This is a genomic window from Nocardiopsis alba DSM 43377, from assembly GCF_000341225.1.
Classification (GTDB): Bacteria; Actinomycetota; Actinomycetes; order Streptosporangiales; family Streptosporangiaceae; genus Nocardiopsis; species Nocardiopsis alba.
Genome location: NZ_ANAC01000022.1, coordinates 82,972 through 107,064 on the forward strand (window position 1 = coordinate 82,972; position 24,093 = coordinate 107,064).

General features: G+C 69.9%; 23 protein-coding genes and 1 tRNA gene. 10 read left to right on the forward strand and 14 right to left on the reverse strand.

The window, feature by feature from the left end; translation table 11 throughout:
• Positions 1–12 precede the first annotated feature (12 nt).
• The 9 genes from D451_RS0121375 to D451_RS0121415 all read right to left on the reverse strand — a co-directional run bounded on the left by D451_RS0121375 (position 13) and on the right by D451_RS0121415 (position 9,142).
• Entirely contained in the window at positions 13–4,590 is a 4,578-nt protein-coding gene (locus D451_RS0121375) for a TIGR02680 family protein (RefSeq protein WP_017535907.1), read from the reverse strand.
• On the reverse strand, positions 4,544–5,938 hold the full coding sequence (locus D451_RS0121380) for a TIGR02678 family protein (protein ID WP_017535908.1): 1,395 nt from the start codon (positions 5,936–5,938) through the stop codon (positions 4,544–4,546). Before D451_RS0121380 ends, D451_RS0121375 begins: the two co-directional genes overlap by 47 nt.
• A gap of 2 nt (positions 5,939–5,940) precedes the next feature.
• Positions 5,941–6,948: a DUF2397 family protein gene (locus tag D451_RS0121385; RefSeq protein WP_017535909.1), complete on the reverse strand. Its 1,008-nt coding sequence runs from the start codon at positions 6,946–6,948 to the stop codon at positions 5,941–5,943.
• A 175-nt stretch (positions 6,949–7,123) separates the two neighbouring features.
• Entirely contained in the window at positions 7,124–7,627 is a 504-nt protein-coding gene (locus D451_RS0121390) for a hypothetical protein (RefSeq protein WP_241463361.1), read from the reverse strand.
• A 130-nt stretch (positions 7,628–7,757) separates the two neighbouring features.
• Positions 7,758–8,054: a hypothetical protein gene (locus D451_RS0121395; RefSeq protein ID WP_017535911.1), complete on the reverse strand. Its 297-nt coding sequence runs from the start codon at positions 8,052–8,054 to the stop codon at positions 7,758–7,760.
• Positions 8,055–8,063: 9 nt separating this feature from the next.
• Positions 8,064–8,309 (reverse strand): hypothetical protein, encoded by a 246-nt coding sequence (locus tag D451_RS0121400; protein ID WP_017535912.1) that lies wholly within the window; start codon positions 8,307–8,309, stop codon positions 8,064–8,066.
• Positions 8,310–8,320: 11 nt separating this feature from the next.
• Positions 8,321–8,569: a hypothetical protein gene (locus D451_RS0121405; protein WP_014912622.1), complete on the reverse strand. Its 249-nt coding sequence runs from the start codon at positions 8,567–8,569 to the stop codon at positions 8,321–8,323.
• Positions 8,570–8,581: 12 nt separating this feature from the next.
• Entirely contained in the window at positions 8,582–8,839 is a 258-nt protein-coding gene (locus tag D451_RS0121410) for a hypothetical protein (protein WP_014911899.1), read from the reverse strand.
• A 57-nt stretch (positions 8,840–8,896) separates the two neighbouring features.
• A complete protein-coding gene (locus D451_RS0121415) occupies positions 8,897–9,142 on the reverse strand; it encodes a hypothetical protein (RefSeq protein ID WP_014910044.1) in 246 nt (81 codons plus the stop codon).
• Between the two features lie 503 nt (positions 9,143–9,645).
• Here D451_RS0121415 and D451_RS26775 point away from each other — a divergent pair.
• A complete protein-coding gene (locus tag D451_RS26775) occupies positions 9,646–11,112 on the forward strand; it encodes a pentapeptide repeat-containing protein (RefSeq protein ID WP_081616109.1) in 1,467 nt (488 codons plus the stop codon).
• Between the two features lie 92 nt (positions 11,113–11,204).
• Here the strand turns inward: D451_RS26775 and D451_RS0121425 are convergent.
• Positions 11,205–11,286, reverse strand: a tRNA-Tyr gene (locus D451_RS0121425).
• Between the two features lie 225 nt (positions 11,287–11,511).
• Here D451_RS0121425 and D451_RS0121430 point away from each other — a divergent pair.
• Entirely contained in the window at positions 11,512–12,009 is a 498-nt protein-coding gene (locus D451_RS0121430) for a YajQ family cyclic di-GMP-binding protein (RefSeq protein ID WP_014910676.1), read from the forward strand.
• An 81-nt stretch (positions 12,010–12,090) separates the two neighbouring features.
• Here D451_RS0121430 and D451_RS0121435 read toward each other — a convergent pair whose 3' ends face one another.
• Entirely contained in the window at positions 12,091–12,951 is an 861-nt protein-coding gene (locus D451_RS0121435) for a M48 family metalloprotease (protein WP_014909341.1), read from the reverse strand.
• 487 nt (positions 12,952–13,438) lie between these two features.
• Here D451_RS0121435 and D451_RS0121440 point away from each other — a divergent pair, with 487 nt between their 5' ends.
• From D451_RS0121440 to D451_RS0121465, 6 genes are all read left to right on the forward strand, one after another.
• Positions 13,439–15,289 carry a 2-oxoacid:acceptor oxidoreductase subunit alpha gene (locus tag D451_RS0121440; protein WP_017535914.1) on the forward strand — a complete coding sequence of 617 codons (1,851 nt, stop codon included), beginning with the start codon at positions 13,439–13,441 and terminating at the stop codon, positions 15,287–15,289.
• A 91-nt stretch (positions 15,290–15,380) separates the two neighbouring features.
• Complete coding sequence (locus D451_RS0121445; protein ID WP_394296803.1) at positions 15,381–16,367, forward strand: 2-oxoacid:ferredoxin oxidoreductase subunit beta; 987 nt, start codon at positions 15,381–15,383, stop codon at positions 16,365–16,367.
• A gap of 91 nt (positions 16,368–16,458) precedes the next feature.
• Positions 16,459–17,121 (forward strand): NAD(P)H-binding protein, encoded by a 663-nt coding sequence (locus D451_RS0121450; protein WP_014910807.1) that lies wholly within the window; start codon positions 16,459–16,461, stop codon positions 17,119–17,121.
• 176 nt (positions 17,122–17,297) lie between these two features.
• A complete protein-coding gene (locus D451_RS0121455) occupies positions 17,298–17,834 on the forward strand; it encodes a hypothetical protein (RefSeq protein ID WP_017535916.1) in 537 nt (178 codons plus the stop codon).
• A 322-nt stretch (positions 17,835–18,156) separates the two neighbouring features.
• Positions 18,157–18,369, forward strand: coding sequence for a hypothetical protein (locus D451_RS0121460; RefSeq protein ID WP_014908342.1), 213 nt, complete (start codon positions 18,157–18,159; stop codon positions 18,367–18,369).
• A 69-nt stretch (positions 18,370–18,438) separates the two neighbouring features.
• On the forward strand, positions 18,439–18,654 hold the full coding sequence (locus D451_RS0121465; protein WP_014911244.1) for a hypothetical protein: 216 nt from the start codon (positions 18,439–18,441) through the stop codon (positions 18,652–18,654).
• A 92-nt stretch (positions 18,655–18,746) separates the two neighbouring features.
• On the opposite strand, the gene D451_RS0121470 is transcribed toward D451_RS0121465, so the two are convergent.
• Positions 18,747–19,280, reverse strand: coding sequence for a GNAT family N-acetyltransferase (locus D451_RS0121470; protein ID WP_017535917.1), 534 nt, complete (start codon positions 19,278–19,280; stop codon positions 18,747–18,749).
• Positions 19,281–19,429: 149 nt separating this feature from the next.
• On the opposite strand from D451_RS0121470, the gene sigJ reads away from it, so the two are divergent.
• Entirely contained in the window at positions 19,430–20,338 is a 909-nt protein-coding gene (gene sigJ / locus D451_RS0121475; protein ID WP_026125257.1) for an RNA polymerase sigma factor SigJ, read from the forward strand.
• A 4-nt stretch (positions 20,339–20,342) separates the two neighbouring features.
• On the forward strand, positions 20,343–21,491 hold the full coding sequence (locus tag D451_RS0121480) for an FAD-dependent oxidoreductase (RefSeq protein ID WP_017535919.1): 1,149 nt from the start codon (positions 20,343–20,345) through the stop codon (positions 21,489–21,491).
• A 116-nt stretch (positions 21,492–21,607) separates the two neighbouring features.
• On the opposite strand, the gene D451_RS0121485 is transcribed toward D451_RS0121480, so the two are convergent.
• Together D451_RS0121485 and D451_RS0121490 are read right to left on the reverse strand one after the other, a co-directional pair.
• Positions 21,608–22,294 carry a response regulator gene (locus tag D451_RS0121485; RefSeq protein ID WP_014909516.1) on the reverse strand — a complete coding sequence of 229 codons (687 nt, stop codon included), beginning with the start codon at positions 22,292–22,294 and terminating at the stop codon, positions 21,608–21,610.
• On the reverse strand, positions 22,291–23,955 hold the full coding sequence (locus D451_RS0121490; RefSeq protein ID WP_017535920.1) for a sensor histidine kinase: 1,665 nt from the start codon (positions 23,953–23,955) through the stop codon (positions 22,291–22,293). Before D451_RS0121490 ends, D451_RS0121485 begins: the two co-directional genes overlap by 4 nt.
• Between the last annotated feature and the right edge of the window lie 138 nt (positions 23,956–24,093).

Consider the following 24,093-nt stretch of genomic DNA (forward strand, 5'->3'; position numbering starts at 1 on the left):
CCGCGACCGCACCTATACCCCGACCAGCCTCCTACGACTACCGTCCCAGGTGAAGTGCAACGTCGCGATGCCCGGGACGTTGGGATCGCGCAGGCACTCGTAGATGTTGAGGCTGGGCACGCTGGCGAAGCACCCCCAGACCCGCTCGGAGGTCAGGACGAAGTCGAGGTCGAGTTCGACCAGGAGACCGAGCAGACGTCCGTGTGTGGGTTCGTCGACCTTGGCGAAGGCGTCGTCGAGCAGGATCAGGCGGGGCGCCCAGGGGGCACGTGCCGCCAGGGCGTCGAACTGGGCGGCGGCCGCGGCGAACAGCACCAGATAGGCGACCACGCGCTGCTCGCCCTGGCTGAGGGCGGTGCGGTGGCCCAGGCGACGTTCGTCTCCGGCGGCGTCGGTGACGTACACGGTGAACGTGAACCAGGATCGATAGTCGAGGGCGGCGCGCAGTTGGGCCCCACCGGTGGCGGTCGGGTCCAGGCGTCGGATGGCCTCGATGCAGCGGCGCAGGGCGTCGCGCAGCCTCGTGGTCTGGACGCGGGTGCGTTTCTCGGCCGGGGTGGCCAGGAGCGGCACGACCGCCTCGATGTCGGTCCCGGCGTCGGGGGCCAGGTCCCAGTCCAGGCGCACTCCGAGCCCGGCCGAGGTGGTGACGTCCTTGAGGACGTCGTTCATGGTGGCGATGAGGGCACGGGCCTCGTCGATCTGGTGGGAGAGGTGGCCGGCGAGTTCACCGAGCAGGTGGCGTTCGAAGGCCTCCTCCTCGGCGATGGCGACGCTCTCCTCGGCCCTGGTGACGGACTCGGCGACGCGTTCGGCGTAGACCGTGACGTCGTGGGAGCCGTCCTCGTCGTGGACGGTGAGCCGCTTGATCCCCCGGGGTTCGGTGAGTTCGGTGCGGGTCTGGGACCAGCCGACGGAGGTCAGGAGCCTCTGGAGCTCCTCCCGGCTGGCGAGGACGGCGCTGTCGTCGATCTCGACGGCGTCCTCTTGGGCGGCCAGGCCCTTCTCCAGGTCGGCGACGAAGGCCGCCAGGAGGCCGAGGCGCTCCTCGGGCCCGGTGGGCTCGGCGCCGGGTTCGGTCTCCAGGCAGGCCAGGTAGCGACGCAGGGGGGACCCCTCGGAGGCGCGTTCCTCGAGCCCGGCGGCGCGCAACAGGACGACGTCGGCGAGGACGCTCTCCGCGGCCTCCTCATCGGCCCCCGTGGGTTCGACGGTCATGGTGACCGAGTCGATCAGCCCCTCCCCCACCGTGAGGGCCCGACGGACCTGTTCGGCCCGTTCGTCGGTGGCCGCGTCGAGGCGGGCCTCGGCTCCGACGCGTTCGTCCCTGGCCCGCTGGGCGGAGCGTTCGAGTTCGGGGAGGCGTTCGGTCGCCTCTCGGGCGCGGGCCCGGACCTGTTCGCGGGCGGCCTCGATCCGCTCGTCCCCGACCCCGCGGGCCCGGTCGCCGAGTTCGAACTGGCGGCGCACCGTGATCATGTCGTCGATCGCGGCCGCGCGGGCGTCCTCCGCGAGCAGGCGGGCCGCGCGGGCTCGGGACCAGGCGGCCACGTGGTGTTCGTGGTCGGCGAGTTCCCAGGCCAGTACGTCGAGGTCGCGCAGGGAGGAGGCGATGAGGACCCGCAGGTGGTCCAGGGCCCGAAGCGCGCTGTCGAGTTCGACCCGGGTGGTGGGCAGGCCGTCGGGTCGGGCGGCGTCGGCCAGGCGGGCGCGCAGCTCGAGGAGCTCGGCGCGTGCCTCGTCGGCGGCGGCCCTGGCGGTGTCGTGGGCGCGGCGCGCGGTGGCGACGTCGTTCCTGGCGACGTCGAGGGTGGCCCAGGCCCGTACGAGCGGGGCCGGGTCCGGCAGGTCCCGGGAGACGTCGAGGAGTTCGGTGTAGGAGCGTTCGACCGCCCAGCGGCGCTCCCCCGCCTCGGCGAGGAGGGCCTCGGCCATGGCGATGCGGCGGTCGGTGTTGGCGGTCTGGCGGTCGCGGGCGCGTTTGCGCGCGGCCTCGCCGATGTACTCGGGTTCGCTCTTGTCGTGGGCTCCGGAGGCCACGCCCAGGCGCCAGCCGCCGGAGAGCGACATGGAGCTGACGGTGGCCAGGGAGTGGTCCCGGCGGTGCTTGGCCTCGGTGTCCTCGGCGGTGCCGGGGGCCTCCGAGCGCAGGGCGATCGAGGCGAGCAGGGCGCGCAGACCCTCGTCGTGGACGCCGCGGTCGGGGACGGCGACGGGAACGAGGACGTCGAGGAGGGTGCGGCCCTTGGCCGGGCGGGCCGGGGTGATGATGAGGTCGCGGGTGGTCGGGTCGTAGAGGGTCCCGTCCGCGTTGACCCAGCCGGCGAGCAGGCCGCTGGCCTCCAGCGCCGCCTCCAGACCGGCCTGTTCCCTGGTGCTCAGCCCGTCGACGAAGTCGATGGCGAGGTGGAAGGGGACGCCTTCGGAGTCGGGACGGGGGTAGGTGGCCCAGGAAGGACGTTCCGGGCCGCTGTCGGCGCTCTTGAGCTTGCGTTCGGCGAGTTCGGCGAGCTCGTCGGAGAGCTGTCCCTCCTCGTTGACGGCGACGTCCCTACGGGCGCGCAGCTCTTCCAGGAGCGGATCGACGGCGGTGTGGGCCAGTCGGGAGACGGTGGCCGGGACCTCGGCGTCCAGGACGCGCAGGGAATCGGAGATGGGCAGTTCGACACTGCCCTCCAGCTCGTGGATGGAGTCGCCGAGGGCGTGGGCGTGACTGGAGTCGCGCAGGCGGGCGGCCCAGGAGCGCACGCCCTCCGCGTAGGTCGCGCTCCGTTCCCTCAGCGTCTCGATGGCCTCCCGCTCACGCTCGTGCGCGTGTTCGAGGGTGGCCTGGGCGCTCTCGGCCTCGCTGTCGAGGGCGATCAGACGCCGGTCGGCGGAGGCCTCGGCGGTGGTGAGACCGGTGAGTCGGGTGACCAGGTCGGCTCGGGCGACCGCCGTGTCGGCCACGGAGGTGAGCGTGTCGTGCAGCCCGCCGAGGTTCGTCCGCAGGTCGTCGAGGTCGATGCCTTCGACGGGGGCGCGTTCCACGGCCTGTTCGAGCCCCTTGAGGTCCACCCGGGTGGTGCTCTCTCGAGGAGCGTGAACGGCGACGCGGGTCTCGGGGACCCGGCCCAGGTCCCGGGGGTCCATACCGGCGGCGGTGGCCGCCCGGGTGCCCTCCACGTGGTTCTGGCGCAGGACGTCGAGGGCGCGTTCGATGGAGGAGGAGTCCTCGCCGAGCCGCTCGATCGCGTGGTCCTCGGTGGTGGCGGCGTGTTCGGCCGCGACCCAGGCCGCCTCGGCCGCGCGGATGTAGGCGCCCACGGCGGCGTCGTAGGCGCGGCGTTCGTTGGTGGTGGCGGTGGCGGCGCCATTGCGGGCGGCCGCCAGGGTCCCGTCGTCGGCCTCGGCGGTGTCGCGGGTGCGGCGTGCCTGGTCGCGTTCCTCCGAGATCCGGCTCTCGGCGGCGATCAGCTCGTCGAGTTCGGCGCGGAGTCGGTCGGTCTCCTCGGTGCGTCGGGTGAAGGCGTCGAGTTGTTCGCGGACGGCGGCGGCGCGGGAGCGCAGGGCGTGCACGAGGTAGCCGTGGTAGTCGGTGAGGAAGGAGGCGACCCCCGCCCCCGCGTCGGTGAGGGCGTTCTTCTCCGCGCGGGCCTGTTCCAGGTCGGCGATGTTGCGGGCGACCTCGTCCAGGACGGACTCGTCCATGGGCGGCAGTGCCTCGGAGAGCACGCCGACGAGCTCCCCCGCCTCCAGCCGGTCGCCGATGGTGGGGCGGCGCAGCCGGTAGAGCAGGTGGATGAGGTTGCGGTAGCGGACGGAGTCGTCGATGCCGAACAGGCTGCGCATGACGCGCGCCCGGTAGGGAACGGCGCTGGTGAAGCAGTTCTCGGCGCCGATCTCCGAGCGCAGCCGGTCGACGGGTTTGGGCCGACCGTCCGTGACCAGATCGAGGTCGTGGCCGACCCTGCGTTCGGTGACGAAGTAGACGCAGCGCGGGTCGGAGTCGCCCACGGCCATGACGGCGGCGCCCAAGGTGAGGTAGCGGGGCTCGGGTCCCTCTCCGGCTCCTTCTCCTTCGCCGTCGGTCTCGGAGCCTTCACCGAGCAGGGCGGCGGCGGACCGGGGGCCGGTGTCGTTCCGGGCCGCCGCGTCCAGGCCCCGATCGCCGCGGGCGGTCGTGAACTCCACCCACAGGTAGCCCAGGCGGGTGGCGGGGCCGGCGGTCGTTCCGGACCCGTCGGTCGCGTCGTCCGCCTCTGCCGGCTCGTCCTCGGGCTCGCCGAGCAGGTCGGGGCCGGCCTCCTCCACCGGGGCCCGTCCGGCGCGGGGGTCCTCGGCCATGAGCCAGCGCAGGCTGGTCCGGTTGGTCCCGGTGGTGTCCAGACGACGGACGTCCCCGTCCAGGAGGAAGGGGAGGAGCATCTCCAGGGCCTTGGACTTTCCGGCGCCGTTACGCCCGCGCAGCAGCAGCCGCCCCTCGGCGAAGTCCAGGACGTGGTCGTCGTACTGCCAGACGTTCCGGATGCCCGCGCGTTCGAGGCGATAACGGGGGGTGGGGTCAGCCGGAGCCGTCTCCCGGGCCTCGCTCGTCTCCTGTGTCACCACTGGTCGCGCTCACCTTCTCGTTCGCCACCGTTCGCAGCACGGACGCCACTCGGTCGAGGTCTTCACGGGGGTCGGTTCGAAGCCTCGACTCGTCGTGCTCGGACGCGTCGTGACCGGCTCCACGCGGTCGCGCGGGGTCCGTCCGGTCGTCTTCGTCATTGTCCTGGATCCGGGGGACGCGATCGTCCACTTCCGCGCCGAATCGGGCCGCGGCGGCGGTCAAGCGCCACTCGCCGGGGCCTCCGAGGAGCAGCCCCGAGTCGGTGAGGAGTTCCAGGACGAGGGTGCGGAGCCGGTCGGGGTCGGGGACCTCGGGCCCGGCGGTGCGCGCCCAGTCGGCACGTGCCGGGGCGTCGGCTCCACCGAGGGCCTCCAGCGCCACCTGGAGTTCTCGGTCGGGTACGGGGACCGAGGTGGCGGGACGGCCGGGGTTCAGACGACCGGCGAGATGACGGACGAGCGCGAGCGCGGTGTGGCCGACAGGGTCGTCGGAGGGGAGCCGGGGCGAGGTGGCCGCCTCGTCGGACATGATGAGCGCCACACCCTCCGCCCGGATCTCGATCTCCCCTCCGAGGAGGTTGCCCAGAGCCGCGGCGGCGCGCCACTGGTGGGCGGCGAGACGGTCCCGCTGACGGGCGGGGAGCTCCTCACGGTGGACCACGGCGGTCTCGGCGAGCAGCCGCCGCAAGGTGGTCTCTCCGGCCTGGTCGCTCTCGGGGTCGGGGTCGACGGCTCCGGCGAGGAAGGTGTCGGCGGTGTCCCCGGCCTTGGGCAGGTGGGCGGCGACCGCGCGCAGGGCGTCGACGTCGGGGGTCAGCACGGCGTCGACGGCGGCGTCGTCGCGATGGGCGCGGATCGTACCGGAGGTCTCGGTGAGCGCTCCGAGGTCGGTCAGGTGGAGCAGGGCCGCGCAGAAGGCGCGACGCTCCGCCAGCCCTCGGGTCGGATCGGCGTCCACCCCGGCCTCTCCGGCGGCGTCGCGCACCCCGCGCGCCAGCGCCCGGATCCCCACCGGTTCGGTGGTCTCGACGAGGACGGCCAGGCTCAGGGCCAGGTGGGCGAGGGCGCGGGGGGTGAAACGGGTTCCGTCGGCGCGGGTCAGGGGACGGACCACCTCGTCGACGAGACCGCGTTTGACCAGGCGGGCATGGTCGTCGGCGACGGTGAGGCGGTAGCCGAGCACGCGTTGGAAACGCTGGACGAGCCACTCGGTGTGCGATCGCACCAGCGAGAACTCGGTCGGGTGGGCCCGGCGGGTGAGCAGCGGCCTGGCCATGAGGGCGCGGGCGGCGGCCTGACGCTCTCCGAGCAGGGCGGCGTCTTCGATGTGGACGTTCGGCACCGTCACCCTCACCTCCGGGTCCGGGGCGTGTGCGTGATGATCTCGATCGGACCGGTGGTCTCGGCGTCGGGGTCCGGTCCCGGGAGGCTATCGGTCCGCTCGGGTCCCTCGTCCCCGGCCTCCGGTGAGGAGGCCTCGTCGTCCTCGAGGGCCGTCTCGGGTTCGAGGGCCGCTTCGGTCTCCTCGGAGCCCTCCGTCGTCTCCGGGGCCTCGGGGCTCTCGGTGGTCTCCTCGGGCTCGGGCGTCTCGTCCGTCTCCGGGGATCCGGGCTCTTCGGGGACGTCGAGGGTCTCGGTCCGGTCGAGGCCCTCCGGCCCGTCGATCTCCCCTTCCGGCTCGGCGAGGGGCTCGACCGGCGTGGGGGGAACGATCTGTCCGTGGTGTTGGTCGTAGGAGGTCACGTGCAGGCGCAGCCCCTCCAGAGTGAGGTCTCCGCCCTCTCCCCGGACGACGACCTCCGCCCCGGGCGCGGTGTGGACGTGCAGACGCAGCCCGAACTCCAGGTCGCCGGCGGAGGCGGGACCGCGGGAGGCGTCACCGGACCCCAGGGCCGTGGTGAGGAGTTCCATGAGGACCTCCATCCCCGCACCGGACAGGTCCAGCCGGGCCCGGTCGGCCGTGGGCTCGGTGAGCAGGGAACGCACCTGTTCGGCGCCGGCCCGCCTCCAGTGGGCGGAGGACTCGGCGGCGTCGCGCAACCGGGCCTGTTGGGCGCGGTGGTCGCGGACGGGCTCGGGCGAGCGCGTCCCGGGATGTTCGGTGACGGTGCTGCGATCGGGTTCCGCCTGCCACCAGGAGGTGGTGGCCGCCACTCCGTCGGCGACCCGGCCTTGAAGGTCGCGCGAGGGGTGGAGCGCGAAGGCCGCCGTCGCCAGGGCGTCCGCCCGGTCCGGCTCGGCCTCCTCGAACCACGCGGCCAGGCGCAGCAGAGCGGCGCGGCCGTGCCGTGGCACCGGCCGGTCGCCGGTGTCCTGTCGTTCGTCCGCGCGATCGTTCGCCCACTGGTTGAGTCCCACAACTCAGCAGACTAGAGACCTCCGGGGCCCGCCACGCCCGAATCGCTCTTCTCCATGCGCCGAAGGCATCCGCCCCACCCGATGTGAACAGGCGTTTCGTGATTCCTGCGGCCTTTGTAAGGATTCGGCGAAGGACGGGTGGAGTCGAAGTTCACTCCACCCGTCACGTATTCGCTCAGTCGGTCTGGGAGGGGACGGCCAGCCGACCGCCGTCCGCGTCGTCCAACGCCTGACGCTGTTCCTCGGGCATGTCCCCGTAATCGGTGATCGTGTAGGTGGAGAAGTACGGGATGCCGTCGACGTCCACCGGGTCGGCGAGTTCGACATCGACGTCGTAGGGGTCGTCCTGGCACCCCTGGTCCATGCACCAGGTGCCCAGCACCTCCCCCTCGCCGCGGGCGCCGTCCTCGTGCCACTCGTCCCACTCCATGTCGGAGAAGGTCGTGAACTCGGTGGCCACGTAGTCCTCGGGCCGCTGGTCGGGGAAACCGTTCTCGTCGCCGTGGAAGTTGAGGACCTGGACGTCGCCCTCGGCCGTCCTGTCGTCGTCGTCCCGCTCGTAGCGGTCGTCCTCTCCGTCGCCCTCCCCCGGAGCGTTCTCCTCGCCCCCCGTGTTCTGCTGTCCACAGGCGGAGAGGGCCAGGGCCAACGCCGCCCCCATCAACAGTGCACGCCTCATATATCGCCTCCTCGATCGAACTCATCATGTTCCGGCGAACACGACAAGGCCCCCCGGCGACACGCCGGGGGGCCTTGGTAACGCTCTGTTCCGTCACCGGGATCCGAAGGACCCCGTTCGCAAGGGGCGACTAGTGGTAGCCGTTGCCCTTGTCGTGGTCGTGCCCGTGCTCACCACGGTCGTGGTCCACGTTGGTGCCGACCGGGCCGTTGACGCAGTCGCCCGTGGTCTGCGGCGACAGGATCGGCACGTTGGCACCGACGAGGCCGACGGCCAGCTCGGTGTTGCACAGCTGAACCGGAACCAACTGGAGGTTCTGGTTGAACTGCTGGTCCCCACCGTGCGAGGCGGACGCCGGAGCGGCCGCGAGCATCGCACCGAGCGCGACACCGGCGATCGCGGTGGCGGCGGTGAACTTCCGCAGCATCTACGACTCCTAGTCGATGTTGGTGCTGACCGGGCCGTTGACGCAGTCGCCCGTGGTCTGCGGCGACAGGATCGGCACGTTGGCACCGACGAGGCCGACGGCCAGCTCGGTGTTGCACAGCTGAACCGGAACCAGCTGAAGGTTCTGGTTGAACTGCTGGTCCCCACCGTGGGAACCGGCGGAGGCCGGGGAGGCCGCGAGCATGGCGCCCAGGGCGATGCCCGCGATGGCGGTGGCGGCGGTGAACTTACGCATCTACAGGGCTCCTAGTCGATGTTGGTGCTGACGGGACCGTTGGTGCAGTCACCGGCGGTCTGCGGCGACAGGACCGGGATGTTGACACCGGCGATGAGCCCGACGGCCAGCTCGGTGTTGCACAGCTGAACCGGCACGGCCTGGAGGTTCTGGTTGTACTGCTGGTCCCCACCGTGGGAACCGGCGGAGGCGGGGGCCGCGGCGAGCATGGCGCCCAGGGCGATGCCGGCGATGGCGGTGGCGGCGGTGAACTTACGCATGTCGGGGTTCTCCTAGTCGATGTTGGTGCTGACGGGACCGTTGGTGCAGTCGCCCGTGGTCTGCGGCGACAGGACCGGAACGTTCACGGCGACCAGGCCGACGGCGGCACTGGTGTTGCAGAGCTGAACCGGAATGGCCTGCAGGTTCTGGTTGTACTGCTGGTCCCCACCGTGCGAACCGTGGGAACCGGCGGAGGCCGGGCTGGCAGCCAGAACGGCGGAGATAGCGGCACCAGCGACGAGGCCGGCAACACCGAGCTTACGCAGCATTCAAATCACCCTTCGAAGAAATTCGAGATATCGTCTCGGTAGAAACGATTGCCGGAACTAGCTGATGTTGGTGCCGACGGGGCCGTTCACGCAGTCACCGGTCGTCTGCGGCGACAGGATCGGCACGGTGACCGCGACCAGACCGACGCTGCCGGTCAGGTTGCAGGACTGGATCGGAACCAGCTGAAGGTTCTGGTTGAACTGCTGGTCACCGCCGTGCGAGGCGTAAGCGGGAGCCCCCATGAGGAGCGCGCCCATCGCGGCACCAGCGACCAGGCCAGCAGCGGTCAGCTTCTTGATCATGTTTCCCCCGGGAAATCATGCGAGGTTTCGACAGAAAAAGACGCAGGCGCTTCTTGCACCTGTGTCGCGGTGGACTGAGGCAATCATCATCACGGCCCCCGTTTTTTGTCAACGCCGAAACCCCGAAAACACTTTGTCCGGATTGTCGACAGCATTCCGCATGCCCCGAAAACGAAATGGCCTTATTGGAGATCTTTTTAAACGACACGCATATAAGGCGACCGATCCCATGGAAAGCCGCTCTTCGACCCAAACGGACACACCACCCTGGAACCACCCGCTCCACCCCAGAGGACCCGGTGACGAACGGGGCGAATCACCCCGAAGACCCCCACACGAAGCCATGACCAAGCGAGTTCAAGCGAACACCGAGGGTAATATTTCCGTGGCTTGAGCGTGATGCTTCCGCAATGACCCGAATCCCCTCCGACGTGACCCGGACCACTCCGACGAAGGACCATCGGCGAGCTTCGAACGGGATCCGAGCCCGCTACGGTCGCCCCATGTCGTCCACTCCCCCACTCGGAGACCTCCCATGGCGGGAACGCCTTCGAGAACGCAAGGACCGCTCCCTCTCCTGGGCCCGGAACCGTAGACGCCCTCTCAATCGAAGCGGGGTCCTCATCGGAGGGCTCTGCCTCACGATCGCCGTGTGGCCCCTGGTCATCGCGGTGTGGGACCTTCTGGGTCTCTCCTCGTGGCGGACCTGGCGCTCGGCCCTCTTCGCGATCGGTGGCCTGTTATTGGCCGCCGGGGTGGTCGGTTCGAATTGGAGGCGCAGCTCACCGATCCGACTCATGCGGCTGATCCTGGTCGCCTGGCTGGTGGCCGCGATCGCGGTCGTGGCACTGACCGGGCTGGCCTGGCTTGTGCTGGACACTCCCGGCTGGAAACCCCCAGAGAACTTGGCAGCCCGCCACCTGGAGGCGATCACCACTCGCGCGTTCGCGATCGTCGCAGGGCTCGGAGGTGTGGCGCTGCTGGTGATCGCCTATCGACGTCAGCGCACCACCGAGACCGGAGAACAGCGTGAGATCGTCAAACTGTTCAACGAGCGATTCACCACCGCCTACACCGAGCTGGGAAGCGATCACGCGGCCGTCCGCCTGGGCGCGATCCACGCCTTGGCGCATTTGGCCGACGATGCCCCCTCCGAGGACGAGGTACAGATGGTGATCGATGTCCTATGCGCCTACCTGCGCATGCCCTACTTCCCCATGCCGGAGGCGCTCCCGAGGAATGCCTCCAAAAGCCGAAGAGAGGAGCACCGAGAGCGCGAACTGGAGTTCGCCTCCTTCCGCGAGGTGCGGCACACCATCATCCGGATCATCGGCGACCACCTCCGTGAACCCACCCGCTGGCGCGGCAAGGACTTCGACTTCACCGGTGTCGTCTTCGACGGCGGAGACCTACACGGAGCCCACTTCACCGGAGGCAGGGTGAGCTTCTCCGAGACCCGGTTCATCGGTGGAACCATGGATTTCTCCGGGGCCCGGTTCTCCGGAGGGGACGTGAACTTTGCCAGGGCGAGGTTCACCGGCGGAGATCTGGAGTTCTTCGATACCCACTTCTCCGGAGGGGACGTGAACTTCGTCTGGTCTCAGTTCGCCGACAGTGCGGTGTCCTTCATCCAGGCCCGATTCACCGGAGGGAGGGTCTCCTTCCTCGCGAACCGCTTCACCAACGGGAAAACGATCTTCGCCGAGGCCCTGTTCGGTGGAGGAGAGGTGATCTTCAGCTCGACCAGGTTCACCGGAGGGAGGGCGGACTTCGACGACACCGAGTTCAGCGGTAGCGAGGTGAGTTTCCTGAGGGCCGAGTTCATCGACTGTGAGGCGAGCTTCTCTCGCGTCGACTTCAGCGATGGAAGGGTCTTCTTCGACAAGGCTTCGGAAACGTGTCCGGCCAACCTGCTCGAAGCGGTCGAGCGTGGGAAAACGGGTGTGGTCACGCTGTCCGAGGAGTGGTGATCGATCGACGGCGAGGAATCGGATCACGCTTGAGGGCTCCGGGGACGCGAGAGGCCCCGGTGACCGATGGTCACCGGGGCCTCTCCCCAGGGTGGCGGGTGAAGGATTCGAACCTTCGAAGGCAAAGCCGACGGATTTACAGTCCGCTCCCATTGGCCGCTCGGGCAACCCGCCTGGGATGCGGCGACGAGTGGCTCGTCGCTGCGCATGAATGACAATAGCGGATGATCGGCCTCAACCTGAAATCGATGGGCCGGGCGTGCCTTCGTCCGGTGGCTTCGGCCGCTTCGACGGGGCGGGGCTAAGCTCTGAACCCGGCCCGTACCGGGCCGGACGAGACACGCACGGGTGCCCGCGGGGCCTCCGTGACCCATCAGAAGTAGCGGGGTGTGAGAGTACGTGGCCGCCGAATCCAGTTTCGACGTGGTGTCCAAGCTCGACCGGCAGGAGGTCGACAACGCCCTGAACCAGGCGGGCAAGGAGCTGTCCCAGCGGTTCGACTTCAAGGGCACCGGGACCACCATCGCCTGGCAGGGTGAGAACGGCGTCGAGATCAAGAGCGGATCCGAGGAGCGCGCCACCGCCGCTCTGGAGGTCTTCAAAGAGAAGCTGATCAAGCGCAAGATCTCCCTGAAGGTCCTGGACGCCGCCGAGGAGCCCAAGCCCTCGGGCAAGGAGTACCGACTCCCGATCAGCCTCAAGGAGGGCATCTCCACCGAGGACGCCAAGAAGATCTCCAAGCTGATCCGCGACGAGGGCCCCAAGGGCGTCAAGGCCCAGATCCAGGGTGAGGAGCTGCGCGTCAGCTCGAAGAAGAAGGACGACCTCCAGAGCGTCATGACGCTCATCAAGGAGAAGGACTTCGACCTGGCGCTCCAGTTCGTGAACTACCGCTGAGGTCGCCCCTCGGGGTTCGGACACACGACGGCCGCCGTCCCTTCGGGGATCGGCGGCCGTCGCCGTACGCGGGGGCCTCTCTCAGCCCAGGTCCCATTCCCGGTGCAGTTCCTGAAGGCGTCGGATCCGCTCGGAGACCGGCGGGTGCGCCGCGAACAACCGTCCGAGCGTGCCGGGGAACGGGTTGGTGGTCATCAGGTGGGCCGAGGCCAACAGCACCCGTTCACGGGGCAGCGGGTAGGCCCGGTTGCCCGATTCCATCCTGCGCAGGGCCGAGGCCAGCCCCAGCGGGTCCCCGGTGAGTTCGGCGGCCTTCTCGTCCGCGCGGAACTCGCGGGCCCGTCCGACACCGAAGTAGACGACCGCCGCCGCGAGCGGCGCCAGCAGGGCCAGCAGCAGTCCGCCCAGGAGGTCGGGCATGTCCGTCTCCTCGGATTCCCCCAACGGCAGGAGGAAGGTGACGGCCGTCAGGGCGGTGATCAGGGCGGTGAGCGTCGCGGCCACCGAGCTGATCAGTGTGTCGTGCGCGCGGATGTGGGCCAGTTCGTGCGCGATGACCCCGCGCAGTTCCCGTTCCTCCAGGGTGCGCAGCAGCCCCGTGGTGCAGCACAGCGCGGCGCGCCTCGGGCTGCCTCCGGTGGCGAAGGCGTTGGGCGAACGCACCGGGGCCAGGTACAACTTGGGCATGGGCTGCCGAGCCGCCGTGGCGAGTTCACGGACGATCCGGTAGAGCTCGGGTCGTTCGATCTCGCTGACCGGCCGCGCGCGCATCGCCCGCAGGGCCAGGGACTCTCCGAAGAGGTAGACGAGGATCCCGGCGCAGAGCACCAGCGCGATCGAGAGCTGGGCGCCCTTCTGGGCCCCGCACAGCCATCCGGCCACGATGACGAGCGCCGATACTCCGGCGAACAGGCCGATCGCGCGAACCGCGTTGACGTGCACGCGCCCTCCTTCCGCTGTCCACCGCTGTCCGACTTTTGTTGCGTACATGGTGACAAACGTGCGGGTCGACGTCTGACGTTCCCCATGTGACCGACCGGTGTCCATCGCTCTCGGCCGGCCCGGCGGCACGGGGGAACGGGTCGATGTGACAATCGCCACCCGCCTCGACCCCGTGAGCACTCGACGACCTATAGTGCGAACGTGGCCCTCGTCACCGAACGCACCGCGGAGGTGGGACCCTCCCTCCCCCCGGTGTGTCGTGGGCCGTGTCGTCATGGGCCGTCGCCCTCCCACGACCCGGCCGCGGTCCCGTACCGCACGACGCCATGTCGGGTTGGCGCATCCGGCGTGCGCGGGGTCACGGCAGCATGTCCCTTCCGTCCCCGACCACGACGATCGGCCCGCGGCCGGTGTGGCCGGGTCGGGACGCACACCGAGCGCCGCCGCCTTCACGACCGGCGGCTCACCGAGGAGGTCGTCGATCTCAGTGGCCAAACAGATCGAACAACTCGACCGCGTCATCATCCGCTTCGCCGGCGACTCCGGCGACGGCATGCAGTTGACCGGTGACCGGTTCACCCAGGAGACCGCTTCGTTCGGCAACGACCTGTCGACCCTGCCGAACTTCCCCGCGGAGATCCGCGCCCCGGCGGGCACCCTTCCGGGGGTCTCCAGTTTCCAGTTGCACTTCGCCGACCACGACATCGTGACCCCGGGGGACGCCCCCGACGTCCTGGTGGCGATGAACCCCGCCGCCCTCAAGGCCAATCTCGGCGACCTTCCCAAGGGCGCCACGATCATCGTCAACACCGACGAGTTCACCACCCGGAGTCTGGCCAAGGTCGGCTACGAGAGCGACCCGCTCACCGATGGGACCCTCGACGGTTTCAAGGTCAGCGCCGCCGGGCTGACGTCGATGACGGTGGCCGCCCTGACCGACATCGACATCTCGAAGAAGGACGCCCAACGCGCGAAGAACATGTTCGCGTTGGGGCTGCTGTCCTGGATGTACAACCGGCCGACGGAGGGGACGGTCTCGTTCCTGAGGTCGAAGTTCGCGCGCAGACCGGAGATCCTCGCGGCCAACCTCGCCGCGTTCAAGGCCGGATGGAACTTCGGCGAGACCACCGAGGACTTCGCGGTCTCCTATGAGATCAAGCCGGCCCGTCTCCCCTCGGGCACCTACCGCAACATCACCGGGAACCTGGCCACCGCCTATGGGCTGATCGCGGGTTCTCGGCGTTCGGGGCTGCCCCTGTTCCTGGGCTCGTACCCGATCACTCCGGCCTCGGACATCCTGCACGAACTGTCCCGGCACAAGCGGTTCGGGGTCCGGACCTTCCAGGCCGAGGACGAGATCGCCGGGGTCGGCGCGGCCCTGGGCGCCTCGTTCGGCGGTTCGCTCGGTGTCACGACCACCTCGGGTCCGGGCATGGTGCTCAAGCAGGAGGCCGTCGGGTTGGCGGTGATGACCGAGCTTCCGCTGGTCGTCGTCGACGTGCAGCGGGCCGGACCGAGCACGGGGATGCCCACCAAGACCGAGCAGACGGATCTGTTGATGGCCCTGTACGGGCGCAACGGCGAGTCCCCGGTACCCGTGGTGGCGCCCTCCTCCCCCGCCGACTGTTTCGACACGGCGGTGGAGGCGGTCCGGTTGGCCGTCGAGTACCGGACCCCGGTGATCATGCTCTCCGACGGCTACCTGGCCAACGGCTCCGAGCCCTGGCGGCTGCCGAGGGTGTCGGAACTGCCGACGATCGATCCGGGGTTCGCCACCGAGGCCAACGGCCCGGACGGGACCTTCCTGCCCTACCTGCGGGACGAGGAGACCCTGGCCCGCCCTTGGGCGGTGCCGGGCACGCCGGGTCTGGAGCACCGGATCGGCGGGATCGAGAAGCACGCCGAGACCGGGGACATCTCCTACACCCCGTCCAACCACGACCTGATGGTCCGCACACGGCAGGCCAAGATCGACGCGATCGCCCGGAGCCTTCCACCGCTGGAGGTGTCCGACCCCACCGGCGACGCCCGTGTCCTCGTCCTCGGCTGGGGCGGGACCTACGGGTCGATCACCGCGGCCGTACGGCGCGTACGCCGATCGGGCGGCCGGGTGGCCCAGGCCCATCTGCGTCATCTCAACCCGTTCCCCGCCGACCTCGGCGAGGTCCTGCGCCGCTACGACCGGGTCGTGGTCCCCGAGATCAACCTGGGCCAGCTGGCGCTGCTGTTGCGCGGCCGCTTCATGGTCGACGTCATCGGTTACAACAAGGTCCGCGGCCTGCCCTTCAAGGCCGAAGAGCTCGCGTCCGTCGTGCAGGAGGTCATCGACCGTGACTGAGAATCCGAACGGGGCCCGGAACGGGCACTCGGGACACGTGGCGGCGTCGGCCGGACTGCGTCTGGTGCCCACGACGGACACCGTCTACAAGATGAAGGACTTCAAGTCGGATCAGGAGGTGCGCTGGTGTCCGGGCTGTGGCGACTACGCGATCCTGGCCGCCTTCCAGTCCTTCCTTCCTCGTCTCGGGATTCCACGCGAGAACATCGTGATGGTGTCCGGGATCGGCTGCTCCTCCCGGTTCCCGTACTACCTGAGCACCTACGGGATGCACTCGATCCACGGGCGCGCCCCGGCGATCGCGACGGGGTTGGCGGCGAGCCGGCCCGACCTGTCGGTATGGGTGATCACCGGTGACGGCGACGGTCTGTCCATCGGCGGCAACCACCTCATCCACGCGCTGCGCCGCAACGTCAACATCAACATCCTGCTGTTCAACAACCGGATCTACGGGTTGACCAAGGGCCAGTACTCCCCCACCTCCGAGACGGGCAAGGTCACCAAGTCCTCGCCGGCGGGGTCGCTCGACCACCCCTTCAACCCGGTGTCCCTGGCGCTGGGGGCCGAGGCCGGTTTCGTGGCGCGGACCGTGGACTCCGATCGTGCGCACCTGACGTCGGTGCTGCGCGCGGCGGCCGATCACCCCGGAGCGTCCTTCGTGGAGATCTACCAGAACTGCCCGATCTTCAACGACGACGCGTTCGAACCCTTGAAGGAGCCCTCCTCCCGTGATCTGCGGCTGCTGCGGATGGAGCACGGGGAGCCGCTGCGGCTGGGCCCGGACCGGGGCGTGGTGGCCGGGGACTTCGGCGGCCTGGAGGTGGCGGACGTGGCCGAGGTCGGCGAGGACCGGCTGATCAGACACGACGCGCACCGTGAGGACCCCGGGTACGCGTTCGCGCTGTCCCGACTGGACCGGCCGGCGTTCGAACACGTGCCGATCGGGGTGTTCCGGGACGTGCGTCGACCGGTCTACGACGAGCTGCTGAACGAGCAGATCGAGGACGCGCGGGCCGAGCACGGCGACGGTGACCTGGAGGCCCTGTTGGCGGGCGGGGACACCTGGACCGTGGAGTAGGCGGTATTCCCCCGGGCGGCGTCGAGAAGTTCACAGGCCCGCCCGGGTCGCCGTCCGGGCTCCGCCCGGGGTGAGGCAATACGCTTCCCCCATGCGTATCGTCATCGCCGGAGGGCACGGAAAGATCGCTCTGAGTCTGGCCAGGGCCCTGGCCGACCGCGGGGACACCCCCGTCGCCCTCATCCGTAACCCCGACCATTCCCAGGACGTCGTCGACGCCGGGGCCGAGCCGGTCGTGATCGACCTGGAGCGGGCCACCGTCACCGAGCTGACCGAGCGGATCATGGGCGCCGACGCCGTGGTGTTCGCGGCCGGCGCCGGCCCGGGCAGTGGCGCGGCCCGTAAGGAGACCGTCGACCACAAGGCGGCGGTCCTGACCGCCGACGCGGCAGCGCTGGCCGGTGTGCGCCGCCTGATCCAGATCTCGGCCATCGACGTGGACCGTCCGGTGGCCGAGGACGCCGACGAGGTCTGGAGGGCCTACGTCGCGGCGAAGAAGGCGGCCGACGACGACCTGCGCGGACGCGACCTCGACCTGGACTGGACGATCCTGCGTCCAGGGAGGTTGACCGATGAGGCCGGCACCGGTCTGGTCGATCTGGGCGAGGAGGTGGAGCGTTCCTCGGTCTCCCGTGCGGACGTGGCCGCCGTGATCGTCGCCCTTCTGGACGAACCAGGTACCGTCGGCCGGGTTCTCAATCTGGTGAACGGTGGAACACCCGTCGTCGAGGCCGTGCGCGCCATCGCCGAGTGAGTCGCTTCCGGGGGCTTCCCGAGCGGAGGGGTTCTGTCGGTCTCTGTGGCCAGATGCACCTATAGGGGGCATGATGGAGGCGGAGCCCGGCGGACCCCCGTCATGGTGGACGCGGACGACCGGGAACGAACCCGACGGGTGGACCAGCTCCGAAGAGCAGATGGGTACGGTTATTCATGAGCGTCACACAGGTCGTGAGGGACAGCACGGTCGTCGAACACGCGAAGGTCGCCGCGCAGCAGAAGCGCCGGATGTTCATCATCCAGTTGGAGGTCAACGCGTACGACGACGCCTCCAGCAAACTGCGTCCCGGACTGACCCGCATCCTCGAGGGGATCGAGGAGGCCGGCTGGCGCCTGGACCTGATCACTCCGAGCGAGGACGGCGAGTCCAAGGCGGCGCGTCTGTTCATCTTCCGCCCGGACGAGGACGCGAAGGACGCGAAGGCGGAACAGGCCGAGGCCCGAAAGCCCCAGCAGCCGCAGCCTCATGACCACTCCGGGCAACAGCAGGCCTACCCGCAGCATCCCACCGGCGCCCAGCAGCAGGACCCGTACGCGGGTTACGGCCAGGGTTACGGTCAGCCTCAGCAGCCGTACCCGGGTTACGACCAGCAGCAGTACCCCGGCTACGGACAGCAGCCCGGTTACGGCCAGCAGCAACAGCCCGGCTACGGGCAGCAGTACCCGGGGTACGGCCAGCAAGGCTGGTGACCCCTCGCCTCTCGGGGCCCGCACGGCATCGCCGTGCGGGCCCTTTCTCTTGTTCGGCCCCCGCCTTTCACAGATCCCTCATGTCGGACACTCGAGGGTTCCGATGCATTCGCCAGAAACCTGTTTCAGTCACGCTTTCGGTTGTGTAACGCCCGAGGGCAAGAAGCTGCGATATGTCCGTCATGCCACTCGGTAAGCCGAGAAAACTTTGGGGAAACTCTGGATTCTTGCGTGAAACTACTTCGAGCACCCTTCCGACTACGCTAAGTTAATTCCGGCGGCTGCAGCCAACCCGTTTCTGCACTTCCGAAAGGTGACCTACATGTCCCGTATCGCCAAGGTTTCCGGCTTCGTTCTGGCCACCGGCCTCGCCCTCGGCGCCTTCACCGGCACCGCCGCCGCGGACAACAACGCCAAGGTCCAGAACATCACCATCCCGGTCTGCATCGACGTTCTGAAGGCCTCCGGCGTCAGCGCCAGCGGCTGCAACGTCGTCGACTGGGACGCGACCTCGGGCATCGCCGTTCACGACTAGGAAGAACGGGTCGTCCCGACGCAGCCGCCACCACCGACCGCACACAGCGAACCGAAAAGGAACATCACCATGAAGCGCATCGCCTCCGTCTCCGGCCTCATCCTCGCCACCGGTCTCGCCCTGGGCGCCATGTCCGGCACCGCCGCCGCCGACAACAACGCCAACATCCAGAACATCACCGTGCCGATCTGCGCCGACGTGATCGCCTTCACCGGCTTCAGCTCCGAGGGCTGCAACGTCATCTCCAACGACATCCACTCCGGCATCGCCGTCCTGGACCACTAGTCCACGCCCTCGCGCGTCGACACACGCGGGGCCCGGCCTTCCACGGCCGGGCCCCGCGTTCGTGTTCTCCGTTCGGAGGCGTCCTGGGACCCTCAGTACTTACAAGGCCCCTCCGGGGTCCACTCCTCCGGGTCGGTGACCAGACGAGCGTGGGAGGCCGTGTCGTAACGGGAGGTCCCGTAGAGCAGCTTGGCCCTCTCGATCCCCTCCGGCAGGAGACCCGCGCGCCCCAACGCCACGCACGACCCCGGGTTGTCGATCCGATGCCCCGCCTCCACCCGGAACAGTCCCAGCTCGTCGAAGGCGAACCGCGAGGCCAGCCGGGCTCCGGCCGTGGCCACACCGCGCCCCTGTTCGGCGGGGTGGGTCCAGAAGGACAACCACCCCAACTCGTGTCTTCGACTGGTCACCGAGATCTGCACATGTCCCAGCACCTTGTCGAGCCCGTCCACCACCGCGAAACCGTGGATCTCCTCCTTCGTCAGCACGGCCCGACGATCGATCCACTCCATCGCCTCGTCCGGGGTCCGGGGGACCTCGGTCTCCTGCCAGGCCAGCTCCCTCCAGGCGAAGGCCTCCAGCAGCCGATCGGCGTCCCCTCGGTTCCACTCACGCAGTCGATACAACGGCGACCTCTCTCCTCGACCCTCCCGGTCGCGCCAACCTAGAACCCCGCCCCGGTGGAGGCAAGCCCGTGGCGTACACCGGCCGGAAGAGGACGGGAGGTGTGTCAGGGCGTGTCACGAACGCGCCCGAGTGGTACGTCTTCCTGATCATGACGACGACAGAGGTCTTCGAGGAGCACCGCTCCCTGTTGAACGGGGTCGCCTACCGGGTCCTGGGCAGTGCCGACGACGCCGAGGACGTGGTCCAGGAGGCCTGGATGCGCTGGTCCGGCGAATCTCGGGACGAGGTCGACGACCCCCGCGCCTACCTGGTCACCGTGGTGTCCCGGCTGGCCATCGACCGGCTGCGCAGGGCCGGCTCCCGGCGCGAGTCCTATGTGGGCGAATGGCTGCCCGAACCCGTCAGCGACCTGCCCGACGGCGCCGAACGAGCCGAACTCGCCGATTCGGTGGAGTTCGCGCTGATGGTGGTCCTGGAGACCCTCAGCCCCCTCGAACGCGCCGTCTTCGTCCTGCACGAGGCCTTCCAACTCCCCTACGCCCAGATCGCGCGGGTCATCGACCGGAGCGAGGGCGCCACCCGACAACTGGCCAAACGGGCCCGCGACCACGTCCGCGAACGTCGCCCCCGTTTCGAGGCCGACCGGGCCGAACGGCGTCGGATCACCGAACGCTTCCTCCGGGCCTGCCTGGAGGGCGACCTGGACGGGCTCAAGGAACTGCTCGCCGACGACGCGACCCTGGTGAGCGACAGCGGCGGCAAGGCGCGGGCGCCCCTGCGGGTCCTGCACAGCGCGCACAAGGTGGGGCGTTTCCTCGCGGCCGTGTCCGAGGAGCGCAACGCGTCCCGCTTCCTCCGGTCCCTGGGCCTCTCCTCCATCGACGATCTGGTCTTCGGGGTCACCGAGGTCAACGGCGGCCCCGCCGCCGTCGTCTCGGTCGGCGACGCCCCGGTGCTCCTGTTGGTCCTGGACGTCTTCGAGGGGAGGGTCCGGCACGTGTACCTGTTGGTCAACCCGGAGAAGATGTCACGTCTACGGGCCCCCGATCCGTCCTAGGGGTATGGACATCACCGTTGTGGGCGGTGGCCTCGCAGGATTGACCGCGGCCATCGCCGGCGCCGAGAACGGCGCGAACGTCACCGTGTTGGAGTCGCACCGGACCCTGGGAGGCCGGGCCCGTTCCACCGAACCTCCCTATGTGGCCAACGACGGCCCGCACGCCCTGTACACCGACGGGGCCCCGTACCGCTGGCTGGCCGAGCGGGACCTGGTCCCGCCACTGGTCAGGCCCTCTCTGGGATCTCTTCGCTCCTCGCGTTTCCGCTACCGGGAACGGCTGACCGGACGTCCGCCCCGCGCACTGCTGAAGGCGCTGGCCCGACGCGGGCTGTCGGCTCCGGTGGAGCGGGACTTCGCCTCGTGGGGGGCCGAACGTCTGGGCGAGGAGAGCACCCGGCTGGTCGCCTCGATGATGGGCGTGGCCCTGTTCGAGGCCGATCCGGGACGGCTGTCGGCCTCGTTCGTCTGGGAGAGGTTCCGTCGGCTCACCCGTCCCCAGGTGCCCGCGGTCCGTTATCCGGTCGGCGGGTGGGTCCGTCTCGTCGAACGGATGGCGGACCACGCGCTCGCCATGGGTGTGCGGATCGAGACCGGGCATCGGGTCGATTCCCTGCCGGAGGGGCCCGTGGTGGTCGCCACCTCGCTGGCCGCGGCCCGTTCCCTGCTCGACGATCCGTCCCTGGCCTGGGAGAGCGGGCACTCGCTCATGACCGACCTGGGGTTGCGTTCGGCCGACGACCCCTTCCTGGTGTCGGACCTGGACGAGGGCGGGTTCCTGGAGCGGTACTCGGCCCATGACCGGGTCCTGGCCCCCGAGGGCGAGGAACTGGTCCAGGCGCAGATCCCCGTCCGCGCGGGCGAGTCCCGGGCCGAGGCGACGGAACGGCTGGAACGCCTCCTGGACACCGCGTTGGGCGACTGGCGCGAGCGGCTGACCTGGCGCCGCGACCAGATGGCGCGGGGCCGGACCGGCGCCTTGGACCTGCCGGGTTCGTCCTGGCGGGACCGGCCCGCCATCGACCGGGGCGGGGACGTCTACCTGGCCGGGGACGAGGTGGCCGCGCCCGGTCTGTTGGGCGAGGTGTCGTTCACCAGCGCCGTCCGGGCGGCGAACCTGGCCACGAGCCGCGCTCCGGCGCCTCTGGGCTGAGTTCGGTCGCGGGGGCGACGGACACGCGCCGTCGCCTCCGTGTCGTCGTCCCGCTCAGGCGGGGACGTGGCTGACGGCCTCCACGTTGTTCCCGTCGGGGTCTCGGACGAACGCGCTCAGGCGACCCACCGGTAGAGGTGTTCGGGGCGCCCCGCGGAACCGTAGCGCATGCGCAGTTCGGCCCGACCGTCGGCGCACAGGTGTTCCAGGTAGCGGCGGGCGGTCACCCGGGAGACCCCGGAACGGTCCGCGACCTCGGCGGCGGACAGCTCGTCCCTCGACGCGCGCAGCACCCCCGAGACCAGGTCGACGGTGGCGGCGGTGAGCCCCTTGGGGAGGGAGCGGGCCGCCGGTGGGCGCAGCAGCCCGAACAGTCGATCCACCTCCTGCTGGGTGGCCTCCCCCGGCCCGCCCTCCATCTGACGGCGGGCCACCGCGTAGCGTTCGAGCTGGTCGCGCAGGGCCGTGAGCGGAAAGGGCTTGAGCAGGTAGTGGACGGCCCCGCCGTGCAGCGCCGAACGCACCTGGGCGATGTCGCGTACGGCGGTGATCATGAGGAAGTCGGGCTGCGGGGTGTCCGGGTCGGAGGTCGCGCGCAGGGTGCGCATCACGGAGATGCCCGAGGCGTCCGGCAGGTGCAGGTCGAGCAGGATCAGGTCCGGTCGATGACCGCGCACCTGGGCCAGGGCTGCGGCCGCCGTGTGCGCCGTGCCGACCACGGTGAACTCGGGGACCGACTCCACCAGCTCCTGATGGTTCCGGGCCACGCGCACGTCGTCGTCGACGATCAGGACGCGGATCATTCCCCGACCCCCACCGGCACGGCGACGGGCAGGCAGGCGGTGAAGACCGCCCCCTCCTCCTCGTCCGGTTCCTCCATCTCGATGCTTCCCCCTCTGCTCTCGCACACCTGTTTCACCAAGGCCAGACCCAGGCCCCGGGTGCCCCCGTCCCGTGAGGCCTTGGTGGTGAACCCGTATCGGAAGATCTCCTTCGCGACGTCGTCGGCCACCCCGTGCCCGGAGTCGGTCACCCGGATCTCCAGCAGGTCGTGCGGCAGGTCGGTGTCCACGTCCCGGTGCAGTCGCACCAGGAGCTCGACCCACCCCTCTCGGCCGACCGCGTCCAGGGCATTGTCCACCAGGTTGCCCAGAACGAGGAGGGCGTCGGCCCGCGGCTCGGCGTACAGGGGCCCCGGAACCCGGGTCAGCGGGGAGAGACGCAGGTCGACGCCGCGTTCGGAGGCCTGCGCGGACTTGGCGAGGGTGAGGGCGGCCAGGGCCGGGTCGTGGATGTGCTCGGCCACGCCGCTGGAGGTGCGCGTGTGGGTGGCGGTGAGTTCCGCGAGGTAGGCGCGGGCCTCCTCATGGGCGCCCAGTTCGAGCAGCCCGGCGACGGTGTGCACTCGATTGGCGAACTCGTGGGCCTGGGCCCGCAGCCCCCGGGTGACGGTGCGGGCTCCGTCGAGCTCTCCGGTGAGCCGATCGACCTCGGTCCGGTCGCGGAGGGTCACCACGGCTCCGGCCTCGCGGCCCCGGATCCTTACCGGCATCCGGTTGGCGACGAGGACCCGGTCGCCGGCGAGGAGGATCAGGTCGCCGCCCCGGTCGGCCCCGGTGACGATGTCGCGGGCCCGCTCGGACAGGCCGAGGTCCTCCAGCCGGAGCCCCTCGATCTCCCCGCTCAGACCGAGCAGCTCGCGGGCGGGACGGTTGACCAGGACGACCCGGTCGTGGGCGTCGACCGCGAGGACGCCTTCACGCACGGCGTACAGCAGGGCCTCGCGGCTTTCGAGCAGGGTGGTGATGTCGGCCGGTTCCAGACCGTGGGTCTTGGCCCGGACCCGCCGGGACAGCATCCAGGAGCCGCCCACCCCCACGGCCAGGACGAGGGCCACGGCGGCGAGGATCGCGGGGACGGCCGCACGGGTGTCGCCGCCGGCGCTGGAGGTGAGGATGCCCAGGGACACGTAGCCGACGACCTCGCCCTTCGCGTCGCCTCCGTTGACCGATCCGCCTTCGGAGAACACGGGGATCTTCGCCCGGACCGTGCGGCCCTGGGTACCGTCCTGGACCCCGCTCCACTCCGTCCCCTCGGCGGCGGGGCCGGGCGGGGTGGACACCGTACGCCCTATGAGCTCCTTGTTCGGGTGGGTGTACCGGGTGCCCTCGGGCGAGGCGATGACGAGGAAGTCGGTGTCCGTGGCCGCGACCAGACGGTCGGCGAGCGGGTCGAGGGTGGCGGCGGGGTCGGGCTCCTGAAGCCCGGCCACCACCTCGGGCATGACGGCGACCGAGCGGGCGACGGTGAGGACGCGCTCGGCGTACTGGCGGTCGGTCTCGCGATCGACGTGGAGCGTCCACAGGACGCCGACCCCGGTGAGCGCCACCGTCAACAGGCAGACGTAGCCGATGAACAGGGATCCGGTGAGGGTGAGGCGGCCTCGTGCGGGCGGTGAGGTCATGGGTACTCCAGTGGCCGGGTACGGGGCTCCCGGGCCGGTGAACGCACAGGTCGACGTCGTGCGATCGGGTTTCACGAACAATACGACCAATATGACTCCAGTTTTAACAAAGCCCTCACATGCGGGTGTCCGCCGTCA

Excerpts from the sequence above, each read along its gene's own strand:
- D451_RS0121460 (WP_014908342.1), top strand. The coding sequence starts at position 18,157 with ATGTCCCGTATCGCCAAGGTTTCCGGCTTCGTTCTGGCCACCGGCCTC.
- D451_RS0121405 (WP_014912622.1), bottom strand. The coding sequence starts at position 8,569 with ATGCGTAAGTTCACCGCCGCCACCGCCATCGCCGGCATCGCCCTGGGC.
- D451_RS26775 (WP_081616109.1), top strand. The coding sequence starts at position 9,646 with ATGTCGTCCACTCCCCCACTCGGAGACCTCCCATGGCGGGAACGCCTT.
- D451_RS0121480 (WP_017535919.1), top strand. The coding sequence starts at position 20,343 with ATGGACATCACCGTTGTGGGCGGTGGCCTCGCAGGATTGACCGCGGCC.
- D451_RS0121450 (WP_014910807.1), top strand. The coding sequence starts at position 16,459 with ATGCGTATCGTCATCGCCGGAGGGCACGGAAAGATCGCTCTGAGTCTG.
- D451_RS0121465 (WP_014911244.1), top strand. The coding sequence starts at position 18,439 with ATGAAGCGCATCGCCTCCGTCTCCGGCCTCATCCTCGCCACCGGTCTC.
- D451_RS0121445 (WP_394296803.1), top strand. The coding sequence starts at position 15,381 with ATGAAGGACTTCAAGTCGGATCAGGAGGTGCGCTGGTGTCCGGGCTGT.
- D451_RS0121410 (WP_014911899.1), bottom strand. The coding sequence starts at position 8,839 with ATGCTGCGTAAGCTCGGTGTTGCCGGCCTCGTCGCTGGTGCCGCTATC.
- D451_RS0121485 (WP_014909516.1), bottom strand. The coding sequence starts at position 22,294 with ATGATCCGCGTCCTGATCGTCGACGACGACGTGCGCGTGGCCCGGAAC.
- D451_RS0121395 (WP_017535911.1), bottom strand. The coding sequence starts at position 8,054 with ATGCTGCGGAAGTTCACCGCCGCCACCGCGATCGCCGGTGTCGCGCTC.
- D451_RS0121390 (WP_241463361.1), bottom strand. The coding sequence starts at position 7,627 with ATGAGGCGTGCACTGTTGATGGGGGCGGCGTTGGCCCTGGCCCTCTCC.
- D451_RS0121400 (WP_017535912.1), bottom strand. The coding sequence starts at position 8,309 with ATGCGTAAGTTCACCGCCGCCACCGCCATCGCGGGCATCGCCCTGGGC.
- D451_RS0121415 (WP_014910044.1), bottom strand. The coding sequence starts at position 9,142 with ATGATCAAGAAGCTGACCGCTGCTGGCCTGGTCGCTGGTGCCGCGATG.
- D451_RS0121490 (WP_017535920.1), bottom strand. The coding sequence starts at position 23,955 with ATGACCTCACCGCCCGCACGAGGCCGCCTCACCCTCACCGGATCCCTG.
- D451_RS0121455 (WP_017535916.1), top strand. The coding sequence starts at position 17,298 with ATGAGCGTCACACAGGTCGTGAGGGACAGCACGGTCGTCGAACACGCG.
- sigJ (WP_026125257.1), top strand. The coding sequence starts at position 19,430 with ATGACGACGACAGAGGTCTTCGAGGAGCACCGCTCCCTGTTGAACGGG.